This window comes from Streptomyces sp. NPDC006544 (assembly GCF_040611715.1).
In the GTDB taxonomy this organism is placed as follows: domain Bacteria; phylum Actinomycetota; class Actinomycetes; order Streptomycetales; family Streptomycetaceae; genus Streptomyces.
Window position 1 is genome coordinate 13,001 of sequence record NZ_JBEXOV010000023.1, and the last position, 13,505, is coordinate 26,505.

27 protein-coding genes are annotated in these 13,505 nt (G+C 71.3%); 1 reads left to right on the forward strand and 26 read right to left on the reverse strand.

Features of this window, described 5'->3' with window-relative positions; all coding sequences use genetic code 11:
- Nucleotides 1–19: 19 nt before the first annotated feature.
- The 3 genes from ABZY44_RS13640 to ABZY44_RS13650 all read right to left on the reverse strand — a co-directional run bounded on the left by ABZY44_RS13640 (nucleotide 20) and on the right by ABZY44_RS13650 (nucleotide 1,093).
- Entirely contained in the window at nucleotides 20–235 is a 216-nt protein-coding gene (locus ABZY44_RS13640; protein ID WP_356653188.1) for a hypothetical protein, read from the reverse strand.
- A 115-nt stretch (nucleotides 236–350) separates the two neighbouring features.
- A complete protein-coding gene (locus ABZY44_RS13645; protein ID WP_356653190.1) occupies nucleotides 351–662 on the reverse strand; it encodes a hypothetical protein in 312 nt (103 codons plus the stop codon).
- Nucleotides 659–1,093, reverse strand: coding sequence for a hypothetical protein (locus ABZY44_RS13650; RefSeq protein WP_356653192.1), 435 nt, complete (start codon nucleotides 1,091–1,093; stop codon nucleotides 659–661). The genes ABZY44_RS13645 and ABZY44_RS13650 overlap by 4 nt, the downstream gene beginning before the upstream one ends.
- A 138-nt stretch (nucleotides 1,094–1,231) precedes the next feature.
- Here ABZY44_RS13650 and ABZY44_RS13655 point away from each other — a divergent pair, with 138 nt between their 5' ends.
- The gene (locus tag ABZY44_RS13655) at nucleotides 1,232–1,483 is read left to right on the forward strand and encodes a hypothetical protein (protein WP_356653194.1); all 252 of its coding nucleotides are present in this window, start codon (nucleotides 1,232–1,234) and stop codon (nucleotides 1,481–1,483) included.
- 48 nt (nucleotides 1,484–1,531) lie between these two features.
- Here the strand turns inward: ABZY44_RS13655 and ABZY44_RS13660 are convergent, their stop codons facing one another.
- The 23 genes from ABZY44_RS13660 to ABZY44_RS13770 form a co-directional block, all read right to left on the reverse strand.
- Entirely contained in the window at nucleotides 1,532–2,245 is a 714-nt protein-coding gene (locus ABZY44_RS13660) for a hypothetical protein (protein WP_356653196.1), read from the reverse strand.
- Nucleotides 2,246–2,336: 91 nt separating this feature from the next.
- Nucleotides 2,337–2,615, reverse strand: coding sequence for a hypothetical protein (locus ABZY44_RS13665; RefSeq protein ID WP_356653198.1), 279 nt, complete (start codon nucleotides 2,613–2,615; stop codon nucleotides 2,337–2,339).
- On the reverse strand, nucleotides 2,612–3,040 hold the full coding sequence (locus ABZY44_RS13670; RefSeq protein ID WP_356653200.1) for a hypothetical protein: 429 nt from the start codon (nucleotides 3,038–3,040) through the stop codon (nucleotides 2,612–2,614). The genes ABZY44_RS13665 and ABZY44_RS13670 overlap by 4 nt, the downstream gene beginning before the upstream one ends.
- Nucleotides 3,037–3,381 carry a hypothetical protein gene (locus ABZY44_RS13675; protein ID WP_356653202.1) on the reverse strand — a complete coding sequence of 115 codons (345 nt, stop codon included), beginning with the start codon at nucleotides 3,379–3,381 and terminating at the stop codon, nucleotides 3,037–3,039. Before ABZY44_RS13675 ends, ABZY44_RS13670 begins: the two co-directional genes overlap by 4 nt.
- 94 nt (nucleotides 3,382–3,475) lie before the next feature.
- Complete coding sequence (locus tag ABZY44_RS13680; protein ID WP_356653204.1) at nucleotides 3,476–3,778, reverse strand: hypothetical protein; 303 nt, start codon at nucleotides 3,776–3,778, stop codon at nucleotides 3,476–3,478.
- Nucleotides 3,775–3,984, reverse strand: coding sequence for a hypothetical protein (locus ABZY44_RS13685; RefSeq protein WP_356653206.1), 210 nt, complete (start codon nucleotides 3,982–3,984; stop codon nucleotides 3,775–3,777). Before ABZY44_RS13685 ends, ABZY44_RS13680 begins: the two co-directional genes overlap by 4 nt.
- Nucleotides 3,984–4,340 carry a hypothetical protein gene (locus tag ABZY44_RS13690; RefSeq protein ID WP_356653208.1) on the reverse strand — a complete coding sequence of 119 codons (357 nt, stop codon included), beginning with the start codon at nucleotides 4,338–4,340 and terminating at the stop codon, nucleotides 3,984–3,986. The genes ABZY44_RS13685 and ABZY44_RS13690 overlap by 1 nt, the downstream gene beginning before the upstream one ends.
- A gap of 78 nt (nucleotides 4,341–4,418) precedes the next feature.
- Nucleotides 4,419–4,688, reverse strand: a complete 270-nt coding sequence (locus ABZY44_RS13695; protein ID WP_356653210.1) for a hypothetical protein — start codon at nucleotides 4,686–4,688, stop codon at nucleotides 4,419–4,421.
- Nucleotides 4,689–4,735: 47 nt separating this feature from the next.
- Complete coding sequence (locus ABZY44_RS13700) at nucleotides 4,736–4,939, reverse strand: hypothetical protein (RefSeq protein ID WP_356653212.1); 204 nt, start codon at nucleotides 4,937–4,939, stop codon at nucleotides 4,736–4,738.
- 10 nt (nucleotides 4,940–4,949) lie between these two features.
- Nucleotides 4,950–6,737 (reverse strand): AAA family ATPase, encoded by a 1,788-nt coding sequence (locus tag ABZY44_RS13705; protein ID WP_356653214.1) that lies wholly within the window; start codon nucleotides 6,735–6,737, stop codon nucleotides 4,950–4,952.
- 78 nt (nucleotides 6,738–6,815) lie between these two features.
- Nucleotides 6,816–7,037 carry a hypothetical protein gene (locus tag ABZY44_RS13710; protein ID WP_356653216.1) on the reverse strand — a complete coding sequence of 74 codons (222 nt, stop codon included), beginning with the start codon at nucleotides 7,035–7,037 and terminating at the stop codon, nucleotides 6,816–6,818.
- A complete protein-coding gene (locus ABZY44_RS13715; RefSeq protein ID WP_356653218.1) occupies nucleotides 7,034–7,318 on the reverse strand; it encodes a WhiB family transcriptional regulator in 285 nt (94 codons plus the stop codon). The genes ABZY44_RS13710 and ABZY44_RS13715 overlap by 4 nt, the downstream gene beginning before the upstream one ends.
- Complete coding sequence (locus ABZY44_RS13720) at nucleotides 7,315–7,908, reverse strand: hypothetical protein (protein WP_356653340.1); 594 nt, start codon at nucleotides 7,906–7,908, stop codon at nucleotides 7,315–7,317. The genes ABZY44_RS13715 and ABZY44_RS13720 overlap by 4 nt, the downstream gene beginning before the upstream one ends.
- A 5-nt stretch (nucleotides 7,909–7,913) precedes the next feature.
- Nucleotides 7,914–8,198, reverse strand: coding sequence for a hypothetical protein (locus tag ABZY44_RS13725; RefSeq protein WP_356653220.1), 285 nt, complete (start codon nucleotides 8,196–8,198; stop codon nucleotides 7,914–7,916).
- Nucleotides 8,198–8,944: an exonuclease domain-containing protein gene (locus ABZY44_RS13730; RefSeq protein WP_356653222.1), complete on the reverse strand. Its 747-nt coding sequence runs from the start codon at nucleotides 8,942–8,944 to the stop codon at nucleotides 8,198–8,200. Before ABZY44_RS13730 ends, ABZY44_RS13725 begins: the two co-directional genes overlap by 1 nt.
- On the reverse strand, nucleotides 8,941–10,038 hold the full coding sequence (locus ABZY44_RS13735) for a hypothetical protein (protein WP_356653224.1): 1,098 nt from the start codon (nucleotides 10,036–10,038) through the stop codon (nucleotides 8,941–8,943). The genes ABZY44_RS13730 and ABZY44_RS13735 overlap by 4 nt, the downstream gene beginning before the upstream one ends.
- Entirely contained in the window at nucleotides 10,038–10,958 is a 921-nt protein-coding gene (locus ABZY44_RS13740; RefSeq protein ID WP_356653226.1) for a hypothetical protein, read from the reverse strand. The genes ABZY44_RS13735 and ABZY44_RS13740 overlap by 1 nt, the downstream gene beginning before the upstream one ends.
- Complete coding sequence (locus ABZY44_RS13745; protein ID WP_356653228.1) at nucleotides 10,955–11,212, reverse strand: hypothetical protein; 258 nt, start codon at nucleotides 11,210–11,212, stop codon at nucleotides 10,955–10,957. Before ABZY44_RS13745 ends, ABZY44_RS13740 begins: the two co-directional genes overlap by 4 nt.
- Nucleotides 11,209–11,571, reverse strand: coding sequence for a hypothetical protein (locus ABZY44_RS13750; RefSeq protein WP_356653230.1), 363 nt, complete (start codon nucleotides 11,569–11,571; stop codon nucleotides 11,209–11,211). Before ABZY44_RS13750 ends, ABZY44_RS13745 begins: the two co-directional genes overlap by 4 nt.
- On the reverse strand, nucleotides 11,564–12,445 hold the full coding sequence (locus ABZY44_RS13755; RefSeq protein ID WP_356653232.1) for a hypothetical protein: 882 nt from the start codon (nucleotides 12,443–12,445) through the stop codon (nucleotides 11,564–11,566). The genes ABZY44_RS13750 and ABZY44_RS13755 overlap by 8 nt, the downstream gene beginning before the upstream one ends.
- A complete protein-coding gene (locus ABZY44_RS13760) occupies nucleotides 12,442–12,729 on the reverse strand; it encodes a hypothetical protein (protein WP_356653234.1) in 288 nt (95 codons plus the stop codon). The genes ABZY44_RS13755 and ABZY44_RS13760 overlap by 4 nt, the downstream gene beginning before the upstream one ends.
- A gap of 83 nt (nucleotides 12,730–12,812) precedes the next feature.
- Nucleotides 12,813–12,989, reverse strand: coding sequence for a hypothetical protein (locus ABZY44_RS13765; RefSeq protein ID WP_356653236.1), 177 nt, complete (start codon nucleotides 12,987–12,989; stop codon nucleotides 12,813–12,815).
- Nucleotides 12,986–13,291: a helix-turn-helix domain-containing protein gene (locus ABZY44_RS13770; RefSeq protein WP_356653238.1), complete on the reverse strand. Its 306-nt coding sequence runs from the start codon at nucleotides 13,289–13,291 to the stop codon at nucleotides 12,986–12,988. Before ABZY44_RS13770 ends, ABZY44_RS13765 begins: the two co-directional genes overlap by 4 nt.
- Nucleotides 13,292–13,505 lie beyond the last annotated feature (214 nt).

Here is a 13,505-nt window from a genome sequence, read left to right on the forward strand (position 1 = left end):
CCCGGCCGGGTGGAGTGGGTCAGGCTTGCGGGCAGGCGGTGCAGCCAGCAGCGGGCACTAGGTGGTAGCGGCAGAGCGCGGCCACGTAGGAGCCGGGCGGCGCCCAGTCGCCAGCGGCCGCGAGTACGGCCTCAGCACGAGCCCACGTCTCGGCGCCGGTGTCGCCGGTCGAGGAGATGCCGAGGAGAGCGTGGTCCGGGCCGAAGATCCCGTGGAAGGTCAGGGGGCTGGTCACTGGCCAGTCCCGGCTGTGCGGTGCGACTCGGCGTCCCGGGCGGGCGCGGCGTCGCGGTAGTCCTCGGCGGCGCGCTCCAGGAGCTCGGCGGCCGTGGCGTTGGCGTCCTCGATCATCAGGCGGCCGTCGCGGCGGCGCGGAGCTGGAGGGCGTACTCGCCGTCGGTGAGGGCCGTGCGGACGGCCGGGGCGTGCGGCAGTGCGTCGAGGGCCCGGTCGAGGGCGACTTCGCGGACGGCGCGCGGGTACTGGGCGAGGAGCTCGGCGCCGGCCTGGGTGAAAGCGCGGCCGAGGCTGCGGATGCTGACCGGGTCCGTGGGCTCGTGGTTGCTGAGGACGTCGGCGACAGCGTGGAGGAGCTGCGCGGTGACGCTCAAGTTCTCGCGGGTACGGCGCAGGGCTTCCTCGGCCTGCTGCCGGGCGGTCATCGGGCACCGGCCAGGATGTGCAGCATCGCGACGACGGCCGGGGCGCCGGTGGTGTGTGCGGCCGTGACGAGGTGGCCGACGGCGGCGGCGTGCTGGTCGCGGATGGTGTTCGGCTCGGTGGTGATCCGCGTGGCGTACGCGGTGCAGGTCTCGACGGGGAGCGGCTCGGGGAGGGTCCGAAGGAGCTGCTCCTGTGCCTGGTCGGTGTCGGCCTGGACGCCGGGGCCGGTGAGGGCACGGGCGGTGGCGTAGGTGAGGTCTTCGAGGTAGGTGGTGGTGAGGGGCGCGAGGCGCGCGGCGTGAAGACGGCGGACGAGCCGTTCGCGGAGGGTGTTGGTGGGGATGCTGACGGCGGGCGCGGTGAGGGCCTGGTTGAGCTGGCGTCGCGCCGGGCTGTCGGGCCGGGTGGGGAGCTGGCTACTGTGGTCCATGGCTGTCCGTCCTGTTAGCGCAGGTGGATGGCGGCCCCGGCCGGGCTCTCACACACCGGCCGGGGCTGTTCTGTTGTGCTGGATCCAACGTAGCGACCTTGTTGCCATGTGGCAATAAGGTCAGGGAAGATGGTGCCCATGACCGAGCCCGAAGGAGGGCCTGACATGGTGAGCTTCAGGGCGCTGGCGCGCCGGCTGGTCGCGGACGGCGTGGTGCCGACAATGAGCCATCAGCGGCTGTCGAAGATCGCTGCGACCGACCCGGACTTCCCGCCGGTGGTGTCGATCGGGAGCTCGAAGGCCGTGGACTACCGGCTTGCCCTGCCGTTCTTCCGGGCTCGGAAGGTGCGTCCGGGTGAGCGCACCGACCTGAAGCCGCGCTCCGAGTAGCCGCCCCGTGAGCCCCCGGTCCCTGGCGGATCGGGGGCTCCGTGCTGCCTACGCGGCGACCGCGTCGGCCATCGTCCAGCCGCTGGCGCAGTCGTCGCAGCGCGCGGACGGCGGGCGGCCGGCGCCGGTGGTGACGACGAGCCGCCCGGAGCAGCGCGGGCACGGCCGGGCGTCCGGAACGTGGCGGGTGGTGAGGTCGAGGGCGGCCGCGATGCGGTCGGCGCAGCCCGCGGCGACCTGCTCGACGTGCAGGAGCTGCGCGGCGGACAGCGGGCGGAAGGGGCCGTCCTCGCCCTGGACGCGAGCGTGGAGCCAGCCGGCCGCGTACTCGGCGGTGCGCAGGCCGACGTACCGCCAGCGGGCCGGGTCGCCCTGCTCGAATGCGGCCGTGGTGTCTCGGCGGCGGGCGTCGGCCGGGGTCCAGCCGCGCGCGGGCCAGTCTGCTGGGGCGTGCGTGGACGCGGCTTCGGTGATCTGCGGGGCGAGGGTGTCGGCGAGGTGCACGAGGGTGCCCTCGACCAGCCGGGCCGTGTCGAGGATGCGGATGGACAGCGGGGCGCGGGTCTCGCCGAGCTGCGCGGGGTCGCGTTCGAGGGCGCGGAGGGCGGCGGCTTCCTCGGCGTCGGCCTGGTCGATGCTGGCGAGGTAGTCGGACATGCGGCCGGCGGGCGGCCAGGTGGCGGCGCCGTGCTGGTCGAGGGCGTCGTCGAGGTGGGGCCAGAGGATGCCGATTTGTGCGAGGTGGTATGCGGCGGTGGTCATCGCGGTGCTCCTGGGGCGGTGGGGCGGTACGGTGATCGCACCTGGGGGCGCGCCGGTCTGGGGAGACAAGCGGCGCGCCCCTCGCGCATGCTCAGGCGGGAAAGCGGTCGGGGGCGGGGATGAGGAGCGGGGCTTCTCGGGTCTCGCGCCACGGGTGAGGCGGCGGGGGGCTGATCACGCGCTGGCCGGCCGTCAGCCGCTCGTGGAGGATCCCGCCGCTGGGCAGGTCGCGGATGATCACCTCGTAGCGGATGACGCCAGCGGTCTGGTCCTCGACGATCCGGCCGTCGAGGGGGATGTCGGCGAAGTCGATGTTGTTCGCGGTGAGCCAGTCGCAGATGGCTTCACGGCGTTCGGGGCTGAGGCTCACGGGCGGGGCTCCTTGGACTCGTCGAGGGCGGCGCGGATGTCGTCGAGGGCGCGCATGGTCTGCGGCATGACGGTGTTGAGGGCCCAGCGGTCGAGCTCGGCGCGGACGCGGGCGGTGGCGGCCTGCTCGGCGCGGAGTCGTGCGTCTCGGGCACAGCCGTTGACCATGCGGTTGGTGCGCTTCATTCGCTCGATCGTCGCCTCGGCCTGTTCGGCGCGGGCCCGCATGGTCACCCAGTCCTTGCGGAGCCGGTCAGCCTCTCGACCGTGCATGTCGCGTTCGGCGTACAGCTGGTCGAGGGCGTCGCTGGTGATCGTGTCGACGGTGTGCCGGGTCTGGTAGCTGTCGACGGCACCGGCGGTGACGGTGTCGCGGCTGTCGTCGGGGTCGAGGGAGGCGTACGGGTGGGCGTGGGGCTCGGTCACGGCTGGCTCCCCAGAATCTCGCGGGCCACGGCGAGGGCGTGCACCACGTACGTCGGGTGGGTAGGGCCGGGGGTGTAGTAGCTGGCCATCGTGTCGAGCCAGTCGGCGAGGGCGAGTCCGGTGGCCGGGCCGAGCAGCGCGAGGTACCGGTTCACGGCCTCCAGGCGGGCCGCGTAGGTCTCGATGAAAACGCTGGGCTGTTCCTGGTCGTCGACGACGACGGGGGACTTGCTGCCGAGCGTCTGGCCGGTGGCCCAGGTTCGGCGGTCCTCGTGGATCGCTCCGGTGGCCCGGTCGCGGAGGAGGCTGGCCGCGGCGTGGAGTTCTTCGGCGGGTGTCATTGGTGGCTCCTGCGGTAGAGGGCGCGGAGGGTGCTGTAGGCGGCCGCGGTGGCGATGCTGAGCAGGCACCAGGCGGCGGCGACGTAGAGGACGATCACGGCTCGTCGTCCTCGTCGGTGGCCGGGGTCCAGCCGGTGATCGTCGGGTACAGGTCGGGGAAGACGAGGCAGGCGGCCAGGACACCGAAGGCAATCTGTCGATCCTTGGGGATGTCCTGGCCCGCCGAGTGCCGGGTTCCCTGGACGTAGCCCATGACGGCCGCCTCCTTGATCAGGAGCGCCTCGCGGTCGGTGCAGCGGGACAGGAGCTCATTGACGTCGGCGGTGCGTTGGGCTTCGCGTGCGGCGAAGTAGTCGACGAGGAACGCGTCCGCGCCGGGTGCGGGCTGCTGGCTCACGCTCCGGCCGCCTGTCCACCGGCCTGGCGGGCCATGTCGCGCAGGCCCGCAACGACCTCCTCCACGTGGTCGAGCGGGATGCGGGCGATCATGGCCTTGCCCTTGGGGTCGCCGATGAGAACCAACAGGGACTGGCCGTCGCGGTAGGTGACGGGTGCGATGTGCAGGCCGCAGCCCTCGGGGTCGATGTACTCGAAGCGGCCCATCAGGGCTCCAAGGTGAGTTGGCCGGCGGCCTCGACCGCGGCACGGCGGGTGCTGGCGGCGGTCTGGCGGTGGTGGTCGGCGTCGTAGTGGAGGTGACAGCCCTGGCACATGGCTCGCAGGTTGCCGGGGTCGCAGTTCTCGGGGGTGTGGTCGAGGTGCGCGGTGGTGAGGATGACGTGGCTGCCGGTGCCGTAGGCGGGCCGTCCGTGGACGTTCGGGCAGCGGTCGGGGTGAGTGTCCCGGCCGCACTCCCCGAGGCACTCACAGCGGGACTGCGCGCGGTCGAAGCGAATGTGGCGGCTGATCTCGGGCCAGTCCTTCGGGTAGCGCGCGCGGTTCTCGGGGCGGATCGGCACGGCCTGGTCCTTTCGGGGTGGTGGATGCTGGTGGGGGCTGCCCGTCCCGCGCTGCCTGCGGGACGGGCAGCGTGCGGGCTACTCGGCGGCGGTGCCCCACCGGCAGCCGGTGCACATCCAGGCCGGGAAGGGCCGGGAGCCGTCGGCGGCGGCGTGGTCGAGCTCGAACGTGGTGGTGCCGCATTCGGGGCACTCGTTGGGCGGCGGGGTGCAGGTGTCGTGCCGGGCGCAGCGGCAGGATCCACAGGCGGCGCACAGTTCGTCGGGTTCGGTGTCGCAGTGGCCACAGCCGCCGGTGATGGCGATGCGGAGGCTGTCGGCGAGGAGGATGCGGTCGAGGGCGGTCATGGTCGTTTCTCCTTGTGCGCGCGGATCGGGGAACCGAGTTCAGGCGGTCAGGCGGCGTCTCGGGGTGCCAGCCCGAGGACCACCGCGGTGCCACAGGGCCAGCGGACGGCTCGGGTGTAGCGGGTGGGCTTGTAGGCCTCGTCGTAGTGGGTGGTGGTGGTCTGGCAGCGGGGGCAGATGTTGCCGAGGGCTCTTCCGTCGGTGAAGCCGAGGGTGGGTTCGTGGCCGAAGGTCTCGGGCTGGTTGGTCATGGCGTGCCTTTCAGGCGGCGTCGGGGTGGCTGCCGGTGGTGGGGTCGCAGCCGAGGTGGGTGTCATATCCGCGGTCGGCCCATTCGGTGTTGATGGGGCGGTTGCAGATGGTGCAGAGGGGGGGTTCGGGGGTGGCGGTTTGAGGGTGGTCTCCCGCACCTCCCCCCTCCCTAGAGGAGGGGCGGGGGGAGGGAGGTGCTGTTGGGGCCTCCCCCCGACCTCCCCCCGGGTTTGGGGGGAGGTTTGACCTGGTGTTTTGGTCGAACTCCCCCCGCCTCCCCCCAAGATCACGGGAAGGAGGGCTTTCAAGATCGCGGGGGAGGTTTGGGGGGACCCAATTTGCCCCGTTTCGCGGGTCCTCGAAAGTGTTCCTCGTCTTGCGGAACCGGACGGCCTCCTCGACCTTCGATTTCCGCATCTGGATGCCCGCGTCGGCGCACCAACTGATGACCTTCGGTGAGCCCCATGTGAGGGGAATGTCCGCCTTGTCGAGGACCGCGACGAGCCACTCTGGGCTACCGGCCTCGACGGGCCGGGGACGGGTGTCCAGAGACTCCAGGACCACGGAGGTGACCGGCCGGCCGTCGGCCTTGAACTCGCCGTCGATGGTGACGACCTTGAGGGCGAACTGGAGGTCGTTGCCCTCCTCGTCGTCCTTCTGCTTGCCCGTCTTGATCGTGACGATGATGTTGGAGGCGTTGTCGCCCTTCTTCGACACGTGGAGCTCGGACTGAAGGGCGCCCTTCGCGGAGCTGGAGCCGCGGCCGTGCTCGCCAACGTGCCCGGTGTGGTGGACAAGGAGGACGCACGCGGCGGTCGCGGCGCGCAGCTGCTCCAGGCGGTCGACAACGAGGCCCAACTCCTTGGCGGAGTTCTCCTCGACGCCGACGGATACGCGGGCCTGGGTGTCGACGACGATCAGGGCCGGTTCGAGGCGGCGCATGGCCTCGATGAGGGTGTCCCACTCCGGGCTCATGGCCTGGACGGGCCGGGGGAGGAAGAGGACGTTGTCCATCTTCAGGCCGTAGTGCTTCTCCCAGGCCCGGACGCGCTTGCGGATGCCGCGGGCGCCCTCGGCGACGAGGTAGACGACGGTGCCCTGACGTACGTACTGGCCGTGCCACTTCAGGCCGGTCCCGACGTGCCCGGCCATGTCGATGACCGCGAAGCTCTTCATGTGGCCGGAGGGGCCGACGACTCGGGCGAGGCTGTCGAGGTGGAGCATGTCCCCGATCAGCGGCTCCAGGGTCGGCATGTTGTCGAGGCTGGACGCGTCGAGAAGCTCGGCGAGCAGCGCGTCCACGGGGTCGCCGGAGCGGCCGGCGAGGCGTTCCTTTTGCCGTTGGAGGTAGTCGTCGATGAAGGTGACGGCCCGGCCGGGTTCGGCGTCCGGGGCGGTGGCCTGCTGGACGATGCGGCGGCCGAGTTCGGCTTCGGCGCGGAGCTCGGCCGCCGCCCGGATGCGCTCGGCGTAGAAGAGCGGGTCGCCGGATACGTAGTTGGCGAGGTCGGCGACGAAGTTGGGTCCGCCGGCGCGGCCGAGGAGCTTCTTGCGCTCCAGGGTCTTGCGGAGGTTGGCCGGGTCGGTGGGCTGTCCGGCGTCGTACAGCTCGCCGAGGACGTCCCAGATGACCTCGTGCGAGGGCCGGTAGAAGTCGGAGCGCTGGAGCACCAGGCGGAGACGGGGGACGTGGTGGGCGTCGTGGATGCAGTCGCCGAGGACGTACAGCTCCGCCTCGACGAACTCGGGCACGCGCTCGTCCACCTGCTGGTGCGGGAAGGGGTGGACGTTCTCCACGGGGCGGGCTCCTCAACAGGGTCGGGTCGGGGCTTCGGCAGGCCGGGCGCTGGGTGGTGCTGGCGCCCGGCTGCCGGGTTATGCGGCCTGGGCCGTGGGCTGGTGGCTGGCGGCGTAGTGGTCGGCGCGGATGCTTGCTACGAACCGTTGGACTTCGGCTGCGCCGGTGACGATCGGGGAGGAGTAGCCGCAGTCGAGGCACTCGTAGCGGGCGCGGGGCGGCCGGCTCCAGCCGCCGCCGCGGAGCGACTGGCCCATGTCGATGAACAGGGCTCCGGTGACCCGCGCCTTGCCGGTCATGCGGCCGTGTCCAGCTGGTTGGGCTGGGCGCGGGCCTTCGCGATGCGGGTCCGCTCCTTGGGGCTGTGGCCGCCCCAGACCCCGAACCGGCCGGACGCCGAGCGGTCGCCTTCGCGGGTCAGAGCGTCATCGAGGCACAGGGCACGGACCGGGCAGCTCTGGCAGATCTGCTTGGCGGAGCGGGTCTTGTCGGACTCGCCCTTCTCGGGGAAGAACTCGTCGGGGTCGGTCTGGGCGCAGACGGCGTAGACGGTCCAGGCGGGTACGGGGGACCAGGTCACAGGGCACCCCCCGAAAGGAGGTCGGGCCAGGCGACGCCGGCCATGGCTCGCGAGTGGGTGTCCGGCACGTTGGCGAGCGAATGGCCGAGGTGGGCCATGCCCATAGCCATGAGGATGTAGGCGTCGGCCTCGTCGTACCGGCGGGGGCCGGTGCAGTCGACGCCGTAGCGGACGGCGACGGCGTCCCTGACGCGGCCCTTGACCTCGCGGGACGTCTCGCCTTTCCAGCGGGCCTTGCCGGTGGCGTAGACGGACCGGGCGTCGGGGGTGACGACGGCGAAGGGGATGCCGCGCTTGATGAGGTCGCAGCGGATCATCCAGCGGGCGGCGGCGAGTTCGTCGTGTCCGGCCTGGTTGGCCTTGGAGTAGGCGGGGCCTTCGATGACGACGAAGTCGGCGGCCCGGTAGAAGGAGGCGGCGGTCTGAACGACGCAGAGCAGCCGCTGTTCGCCGCGGCGGGCGCCGGTGCGGATGGTGTCGGTCCAGCCGGGTCCGGCGACTCCGGTGGTGACGAGGGCGACGTCGAGGCCGATGACGAGGGGGGTGGTGCCCGCGGCCGGGAGGGCGGGCATCCCGGCCGCGGGGGTCATGGTGGTCACAGGGCGACGCCCTTCACCTTGTCGTGGCGGCGCTCCTGCCACCGTGCGCCCGCGTCGAGGGCCGGGGAGTCGAGGCCGACGGCGTGGTCGAGGCGTTCCTGAAGGCGCGCAGCGTGGCGGGCGAGGTCCTTCGAGGCGCTCTCCTGGTCGGCGAGCTGCTGGACGAGGTACCGCAGGTCGGCGTGTGCCGCTTTGTAGTCCCCACGGGCCTCGTCGCGTTCGGCGGTGCGGACGCGGACGAGTCGCTCCAGGTCTCTGATCTTCTGCGCCTTACCGAACATCACAGGTCTCCGTCCTGCTGGTGGGGGATGAGCGGCCAGGAGCCGTCGATGACCTTGTTGGGGTCGCCGCCCTGCTCCGATGTCGCCTTCGTGCGGAACCACTGCTGCAAGCCGGCCTGTTGGTCGGCCCGCCATCGCTTCTGCTGGTCGAAGAGCGACGCCGGCATGTAGCCGCCGAGGAGCGGGAATCGCTCGAACTGGGCCTCGGCGATGAGGAGCGCGGCGAGGGCGTCGGCCTCGGCGGTGTGCCAGTCGGTCAGCTCGACGCCGTACCGTTCGGCGGTGGGCTTCAGCTTTCGCATGCCGGTGCCCTTGACGTACCGGTCGAACTGCTTGTCGATGACGTGCGGGTCCAGGAGCGTCGGCGCGGCCCCGTAGGGGAGACGCTCGGCCATGGTCGGGAGCTGGTGGCGCTCCAGGTCGCGGGCGAGGACCGTCCAGTCGAAGGACAGATTGAACGCGATCACCGGCATGCCGTACACGAGGGCCTTCGCGAGGTGGTCGGCGATGTCGTCGAGCGCGGCGGCCGGGTCGGCGCCCGTGGCGGCCTTCGCGTCGTCGATACCGTGGACCTCGGTGGCCTCGGCCGGGATGGGGATGCCGGGGTTGATGAGCCAGGACATGGTCTTGTCGGGGAGGCCGCCGCCGCGAGCGATGAGGGCGGCGGTGATGATGCGGTCCTGGGTGGGGTCGGGTCCGGTGGTCTCGGTGTCGAACGCGAGTTTGCGGACGTCGGTGAACTTCATGAGCGCACCGCCTTCAGCGCGGTGAGGAACTCGCGGAGCCGTGCCGCGTTCGCGGTGCCGGGGTGAAGGCCCCCGTTCTGCTCGGCGAACTGGGCTTCGACCTGCGCGGTGTTGAGGCCGATCTGGCCGGCGGCGGCGATGATCTGGAACCACAGCCCGTCGACGTCGTCGTCCTCGACGAACTCAGCCTCGTGGACCTCCTCGACCGGCGCCGGGGCAGGAGCGGGGACAGCCCCGGCCGTCGAGGCGGGCGGCTTCAGCGCGGCGGCGCGGGCCTTGAACGTCGCGGCGAGCGCGTCGTCGAGGTGCCCGGCCCGGTTCGCCTGCTTCCACAGGACGCCTACCGCCTCAGCCGTCGTAGCCTCAGCAGCGAGTACCGCGTAGTCGGGGCGGCCGCCGGTGATGGCGACCCGCTCCGGGCCGGAAGCGACCGCCGGGGCGCCGGTGACCTGCCCGGCCATCAGCGCGGCCGGGGTGATCTCGACGTCCAGCGTGGGGACCATGAATCGGGCCGGGCCTTCGTCGCGCTGTACGAGCTTCTCCTCCATGCCCAACCAGCCCGACACGTAGCCGCCCGCCTGCGCCAGGAGCTCGGCGGCCGGGGGCAGCGTCACCGCCGCGTAGAAGCCCTTCGAGACCAGCAGCCACTGGCCGAGGGCGGGCACGTCGCGGAGCATCACGTTGACGCGGGTCGTGATCTTGCACTCGCGATTGTCGGGGTCGCAGATGCACGGCCGGTCCCGCTTGTGCTCCGTCACGCCGTCGCAACGCCGCTGGCACTTCGATCCGGCGTACAGCTCGTACCACTGGGAGACGGCGTCGTTCGGCGGGATCAACACCGGTAGCCGGTTGGCCTTCGAGTACACCTCGAACTCCGACGGGCCCCCGTTTGCAGGCGTCCACGGCTTGACCTCGCCGCCGTACAGCTCGGCGACCGAGGCGAGGATCTCCCGGGACGGGCTAGTGAAGCGGAAGTGCTGGAGCTTGGCCGGGCTGGTGTAGGCGTTGCCCTTCTTGGAGACGCCGGAGACAACGTGGCCGATCCGGATCTCGCCGAGCTGCCGCATGCGGCGCTGAAGATCGATGATGGGCATCAGACAGCCCTCTCTGTGCTGGTGGTCGGCAGGGTGAGCGCGGGCTGGATGACCTTCTTCGACAACCCCGAGGCCCACTCCGCGGCCTTCTGGATGGTCAGGAACGCGCGGAACACGTCGTCGCCGCAGAACACCGGGATCAGCCGGTAGCCCTCCGGCCGCAGGTGCAGGACCACGCCGGTCGAGTACGTCGGCGGCATCGGCACCCGGGTACCGTCCGGAAGCCAGGCCACTGCCGCGTTGCGGTAGGCAGCCATCTGGAGCGCGGCCTCCGGGTAGACACCCTTGATATCCAGCTCGCCGCCGGTCTTCGTGTCGCCCATGAACAGCTGCGCGGGCGGGAGACCGTAGACGTCGGCGAGGAGCGGCGAGCGGAGGAGGTAGTCGAGAGTCCCCGCGTACCCGGCCTGGGCCGAGCCGACGACCATCTCGGAGGCCTCGAAGTCGACCTGCCACTCCTTCACGAAGCGGCCGAAATGGTGGAGGAACGGGGCCAGCTCGGGGCTTTCGAGGAGTTCCGCGGGCATCGGCTTGCCGAGTACCTCGGCTTCGATGAGCTCGTGGACGGCGGACCCGACGTCCTTACGTTCGTCCTTCTTGCGCATGTGGGCGCGCTTCAGCCACGTCGTCCACTCTGCGCGCTGCTCCGGGATCCGGGACGCGGTGACGAGCTGGGGCAGGTGCTCCATCGCGGTCTCGGCGGTGATGTTCCCGGCCCAGATGGTGAGGGCGTCGCCCTTGGCACAGCCCTGCTCCAGGATGGTTGTGACGCGGCGCATCTTGTCGCCGGTGACGGGGTCGCGGTACCAGCCCTGGGAGGGCTTGGGGATGCGGTCAGCTCCGGTGGGGGCCGGTGCGGCGGCCTTCCTGCGGCGGCCGGCGGCCGGGGCCGAAGCCCCGACCATCACGGTCTCGGTCATCGAGCCTCGCCGCCCTTCGCAGGCTGCGTACCGGCGGCCTTGTACCAGGCGGTGGCGTCAGCGGGCGGCATCCCCGAGTCGGTCTCCTGGTCGACGGGTGCGGCCATGGCGGTTGCAGCGGCCAGGGCGAGCAGCGCGTGCACCTGGGCCTCGGCCCGGCGGTCGCGCGCCAACTCCGTGGCCTGGTCGTCCTCGTACGAGTCCGCGTCGGCGAGCAGCTGCTCGGCCTTGTGGTAGTGCTCGGGCCCGGTCATGCGGCACCGCGCTGTCCGGGGATCGGCCGGACTGCGGACACGGCCTGGAGCTTCGCGGCCATCTTCAGCACCGCCGGCCCGTACAGCGGGACCCGCGACGAGCAGCGGCCGGCCAGCGCGGCCACCAGCTCCTCGTACGGCAAGCGCCCGGCGTCGGCCTCGGCCTGCGCGGTCTCCGGGGTGAGCTCGGCGACCTCGTGGAGCCGGTCCCACAGAGTGGTGTCCTGCTCCAACAGGGCTTCGAGGACGTCTTGCACGACGATCTCGGTGAGCGCGGCCATGTCGAGGACGGCACCGGCCGGGATGGCCTCGACGTAGATGGGGATGGGCCCGGCGATGGGCGTGCGGTCGTTAGACATTGCGGGTCTCCGGAAGGTCGTGGCCGAGCCGGTAGGTGTGGTGGAGGGGCGAGTCGTGCGGGTCCTCGACGGAAGCGCGCTGGCTGCCCAGTTGGGCCGGGCCGCCGCTCTCGACCACGGCCGAGGTCTCGACCCAGCGGACGATCCGGTACGGCGCGCTGGGGAAGTGGGCGCGGTAGGACGCGACGTTCTTACGGGCCTCGTCGAGAGACGGGCGCTTGTGACTGAGCGGCGACAGCGGGCCGTCCATCTCAACCACGTAGCTCGTCTTCGGCGGGTAGGGACCGACGACGGCCTGCGCGGTCTCCAGCTCGGCCACCCGGGCCCGCAGCTGGGCCTGCTCACCGAGGAGCCGCGCGAGGTGTCCGCTGACGATGGCTGCCGAGCGCTCCGGCATCAGGGCCAGCAGATCCAGCGACCTCGCCGGGTCCTCGACCTTCGGCACGTCCGCTGCCGCGTCCCGCAGTCCGGCCAGTTCGTCGGCCTCGACCGTGGCCCGCATCGACTCCCATGCGCCGATCACGGCCGCCATGCCGATGTCGAACGCGGCCGTGTCCCAACGCCCGGCGAAGTAGCGGCCGCCGGTCGTCGCGCAGCTCTCCGGCCAGTCCGAGCAGTGGCACAGGTCGTCGTGGTAGTAATCGTTCAGGGCCCGGTTACCGGCCTCCGCCAGCGCATCAGTCTGCGCCTCGGTCAGCTCGGCCGGCACAGCGTTCTGAAGGAGCCGCAGCCGAACCAACTCGGCCTGCGCCTCCGTCGTGTTCAGCCAGCCGCCCGCCTCCAGCGCCACGGCGATCGTCGCCGGGACCGCATTCGGGCGGCCCATGGCCTCACAGATCACACGGGACGCGCCCGCGATCGACTTCGTGTTCACGCGGCACGCTCCAGCCGGGTCAGCGTGCCGACCGTCTCCGCGAGTTCGTCCTCGCGGGCCCACACCATCCGGGGGCACGACGCGGGGTTGACCTGCTCCGGGACGAACAGGCGCCCGTCCTGGCCGTCCTCGACCAGCTTCCAGACGAAGCCGCGGGGGTCGACGTACAGCTCGACCAGCGGGGTGGGGAGCGCCGGGAGCGGACGGACCGGCAGCGGGATGTGGTGGGTGATGCCGGACTGACCCGGAAGGCCGGTCGGGGTGGGGCTAGGCTTGTGGTTCACGGTGTACCTCTCTGTCTGTGTGTGAGGTGTGCCGAGGGGCTTCACGGACCAGGCCCGGTCTGTGCGGCCCCGTTTTTCGTGGATCAGGCGGCGAGGCTGCGCGGCGGGGCCGGCGCTTCGGCCGAGCGGAAGACGTCCTGGATCTGCATGCGCAGCTCGACGCGGAGCGGCGGAGCAGCCGCCACGAGGTCGCGGATGGCCTGGACGGCGGCCGGGCCCAGGCGCTGCTCGGCGGCAGCCCGGTTGAACGGGGCGGTCACGCTGCGGCCTTGAGTCGGGTGCGACCGGAGTGACGTGTCGAACGCCCGGTCGGGGTGAACAGGATCAGGACATCCACACCGATTGCTGCGGCGATCTGGCAGGCCGTCGGATAGAACACGGACTCCTGTCCGCCGGAGAGCAGGTTGCCGATGGTGCTCCGCGGTACGCCGGCCTCTGTGGCCAGTTCCCGGACGGACATGGAAGCCCCGGATCCGGTGCGCTTCATGAGTGTGGCCAGCAGGTCACGGTTCACGAGCCGGAGGAGTGGAATGGGCGAGTGGTCAGACATGTAGGCGTCCACCTCATGCAGTGAGTCGTTGCACTGCTTGGATGGATGAAGCATTGCACAGCTTGGACGGTGCGTCCAGCCTCTTGGGTGACGTGTGCAGATTTGGCCAAACTGGCCAGTGCGCTCTAGCGTGCGCCGTCGTACTGCATGGACACTCTGTCCGACGACTGGGACGGCAGGCCCATCGCCATCTGGGGGGATAGGTGGACCGCCGCACTGGTCACAT

Coding starts and splice junctions, on each gene's coding strand:
- ABZY44_RS13645 (WP_356653190.1), bottom strand. CDS start 662: ATGACCGCCCGGCAGCAGGCCGAGGAAGCCCTGCGCCGTACCCGCGAG.
- ABZY44_RS13650 (WP_356653192.1), bottom strand. CDS start 1,093: ATGGACCACAGTAGCCAGCTCCCCACCCGGCCCGACAGCCCGGCGCGA.
- ABZY44_RS13655 (WP_356653194.1), top strand. CDS start 1,232: ATGACCGAGCCCGAAGGAGGGCCTGACATGGTGAGCTTCAGGGCGCTG.
- ABZY44_RS13660 (WP_356653196.1), bottom strand. CDS start 2,245: ATGACCACCGCCGCATACCACCTCGCACAAATCGGCATCCTCTGGCCC.
- ABZY44_RS13675 (WP_356653202.1), bottom strand. CDS start 3,381: ATGACACCCGCCGAAGAACTCCACGCCGCGGCCAGCCTCCTCCGCGAC.
- ABZY44_RS13685 (WP_356653206.1), bottom strand. CDS start 3,984: ATGGGCCGCTTCGAGTACATCGACCCCGAGGGCTGCGGCCTGCACATC.
- ABZY44_RS13695 (WP_356653210.1), bottom strand. CDS start 4,688: ATGACCGCCCTCGACCGCATCCTCCTCGCCGACAGCCTCCGCATCGCC.
- ABZY44_RS13700 (WP_356653212.1), bottom strand. CDS start 4,939: ATGACCAACCAGCCCGAGACCTTCGGCCACGAACCCACCCTCGGCTTC.
- ABZY44_RS13710 (WP_356653216.1), bottom strand. CDS start 7,037: ATGACCGGCAAGGCGCGGGTCACCGGAGCCCTGTTCATCGACATGGGC.
- ABZY44_RS13720 (WP_356653340.1), bottom strand. CDS start 7,908: ATGACCCCCGCGGCCGGGATGCCCGCCCTCCCGGCCGCGGGCACCACC.
- ABZY44_RS13725 (WP_356653220.1), bottom strand. CDS start 8,198: ATGTTCGGTAAGGCGCAGAAGATCAGAGACCTGGAGCGACTCGTCCGC.
- ABZY44_RS13730 (WP_356653222.1), bottom strand. CDS start 8,944: ATGAAGTTCACCGACGTCCGCAAACTCGCGTTCGACACCGAGACCACC.
- ABZY44_RS13735 (WP_356653224.1), bottom strand. CDS start 10,038: ATGCCCATCATCGATCTTCAGCGCCGCATGCGGCAGCTCGGCGAGATC.
- ABZY44_RS13740 (WP_356653226.1), bottom strand. CDS start 10,958: ATGACCGAGACCGTGATGGTCGGGGCTTCGGCCCCGGCCGCCGGCCGC.
- ABZY44_RS13745 (WP_356653228.1), bottom strand. CDS start 11,212: ATGACCGGGCCCGAGCACTACCACAAGGCCGAGCAGCTGCTCGCCGAC.
- ABZY44_RS13750 (WP_356653230.1), bottom strand. CDS start 11,571: ATGTCTAACGACCGCACGCCCATCGCCGGGCCCATCCCCATCTACGTC.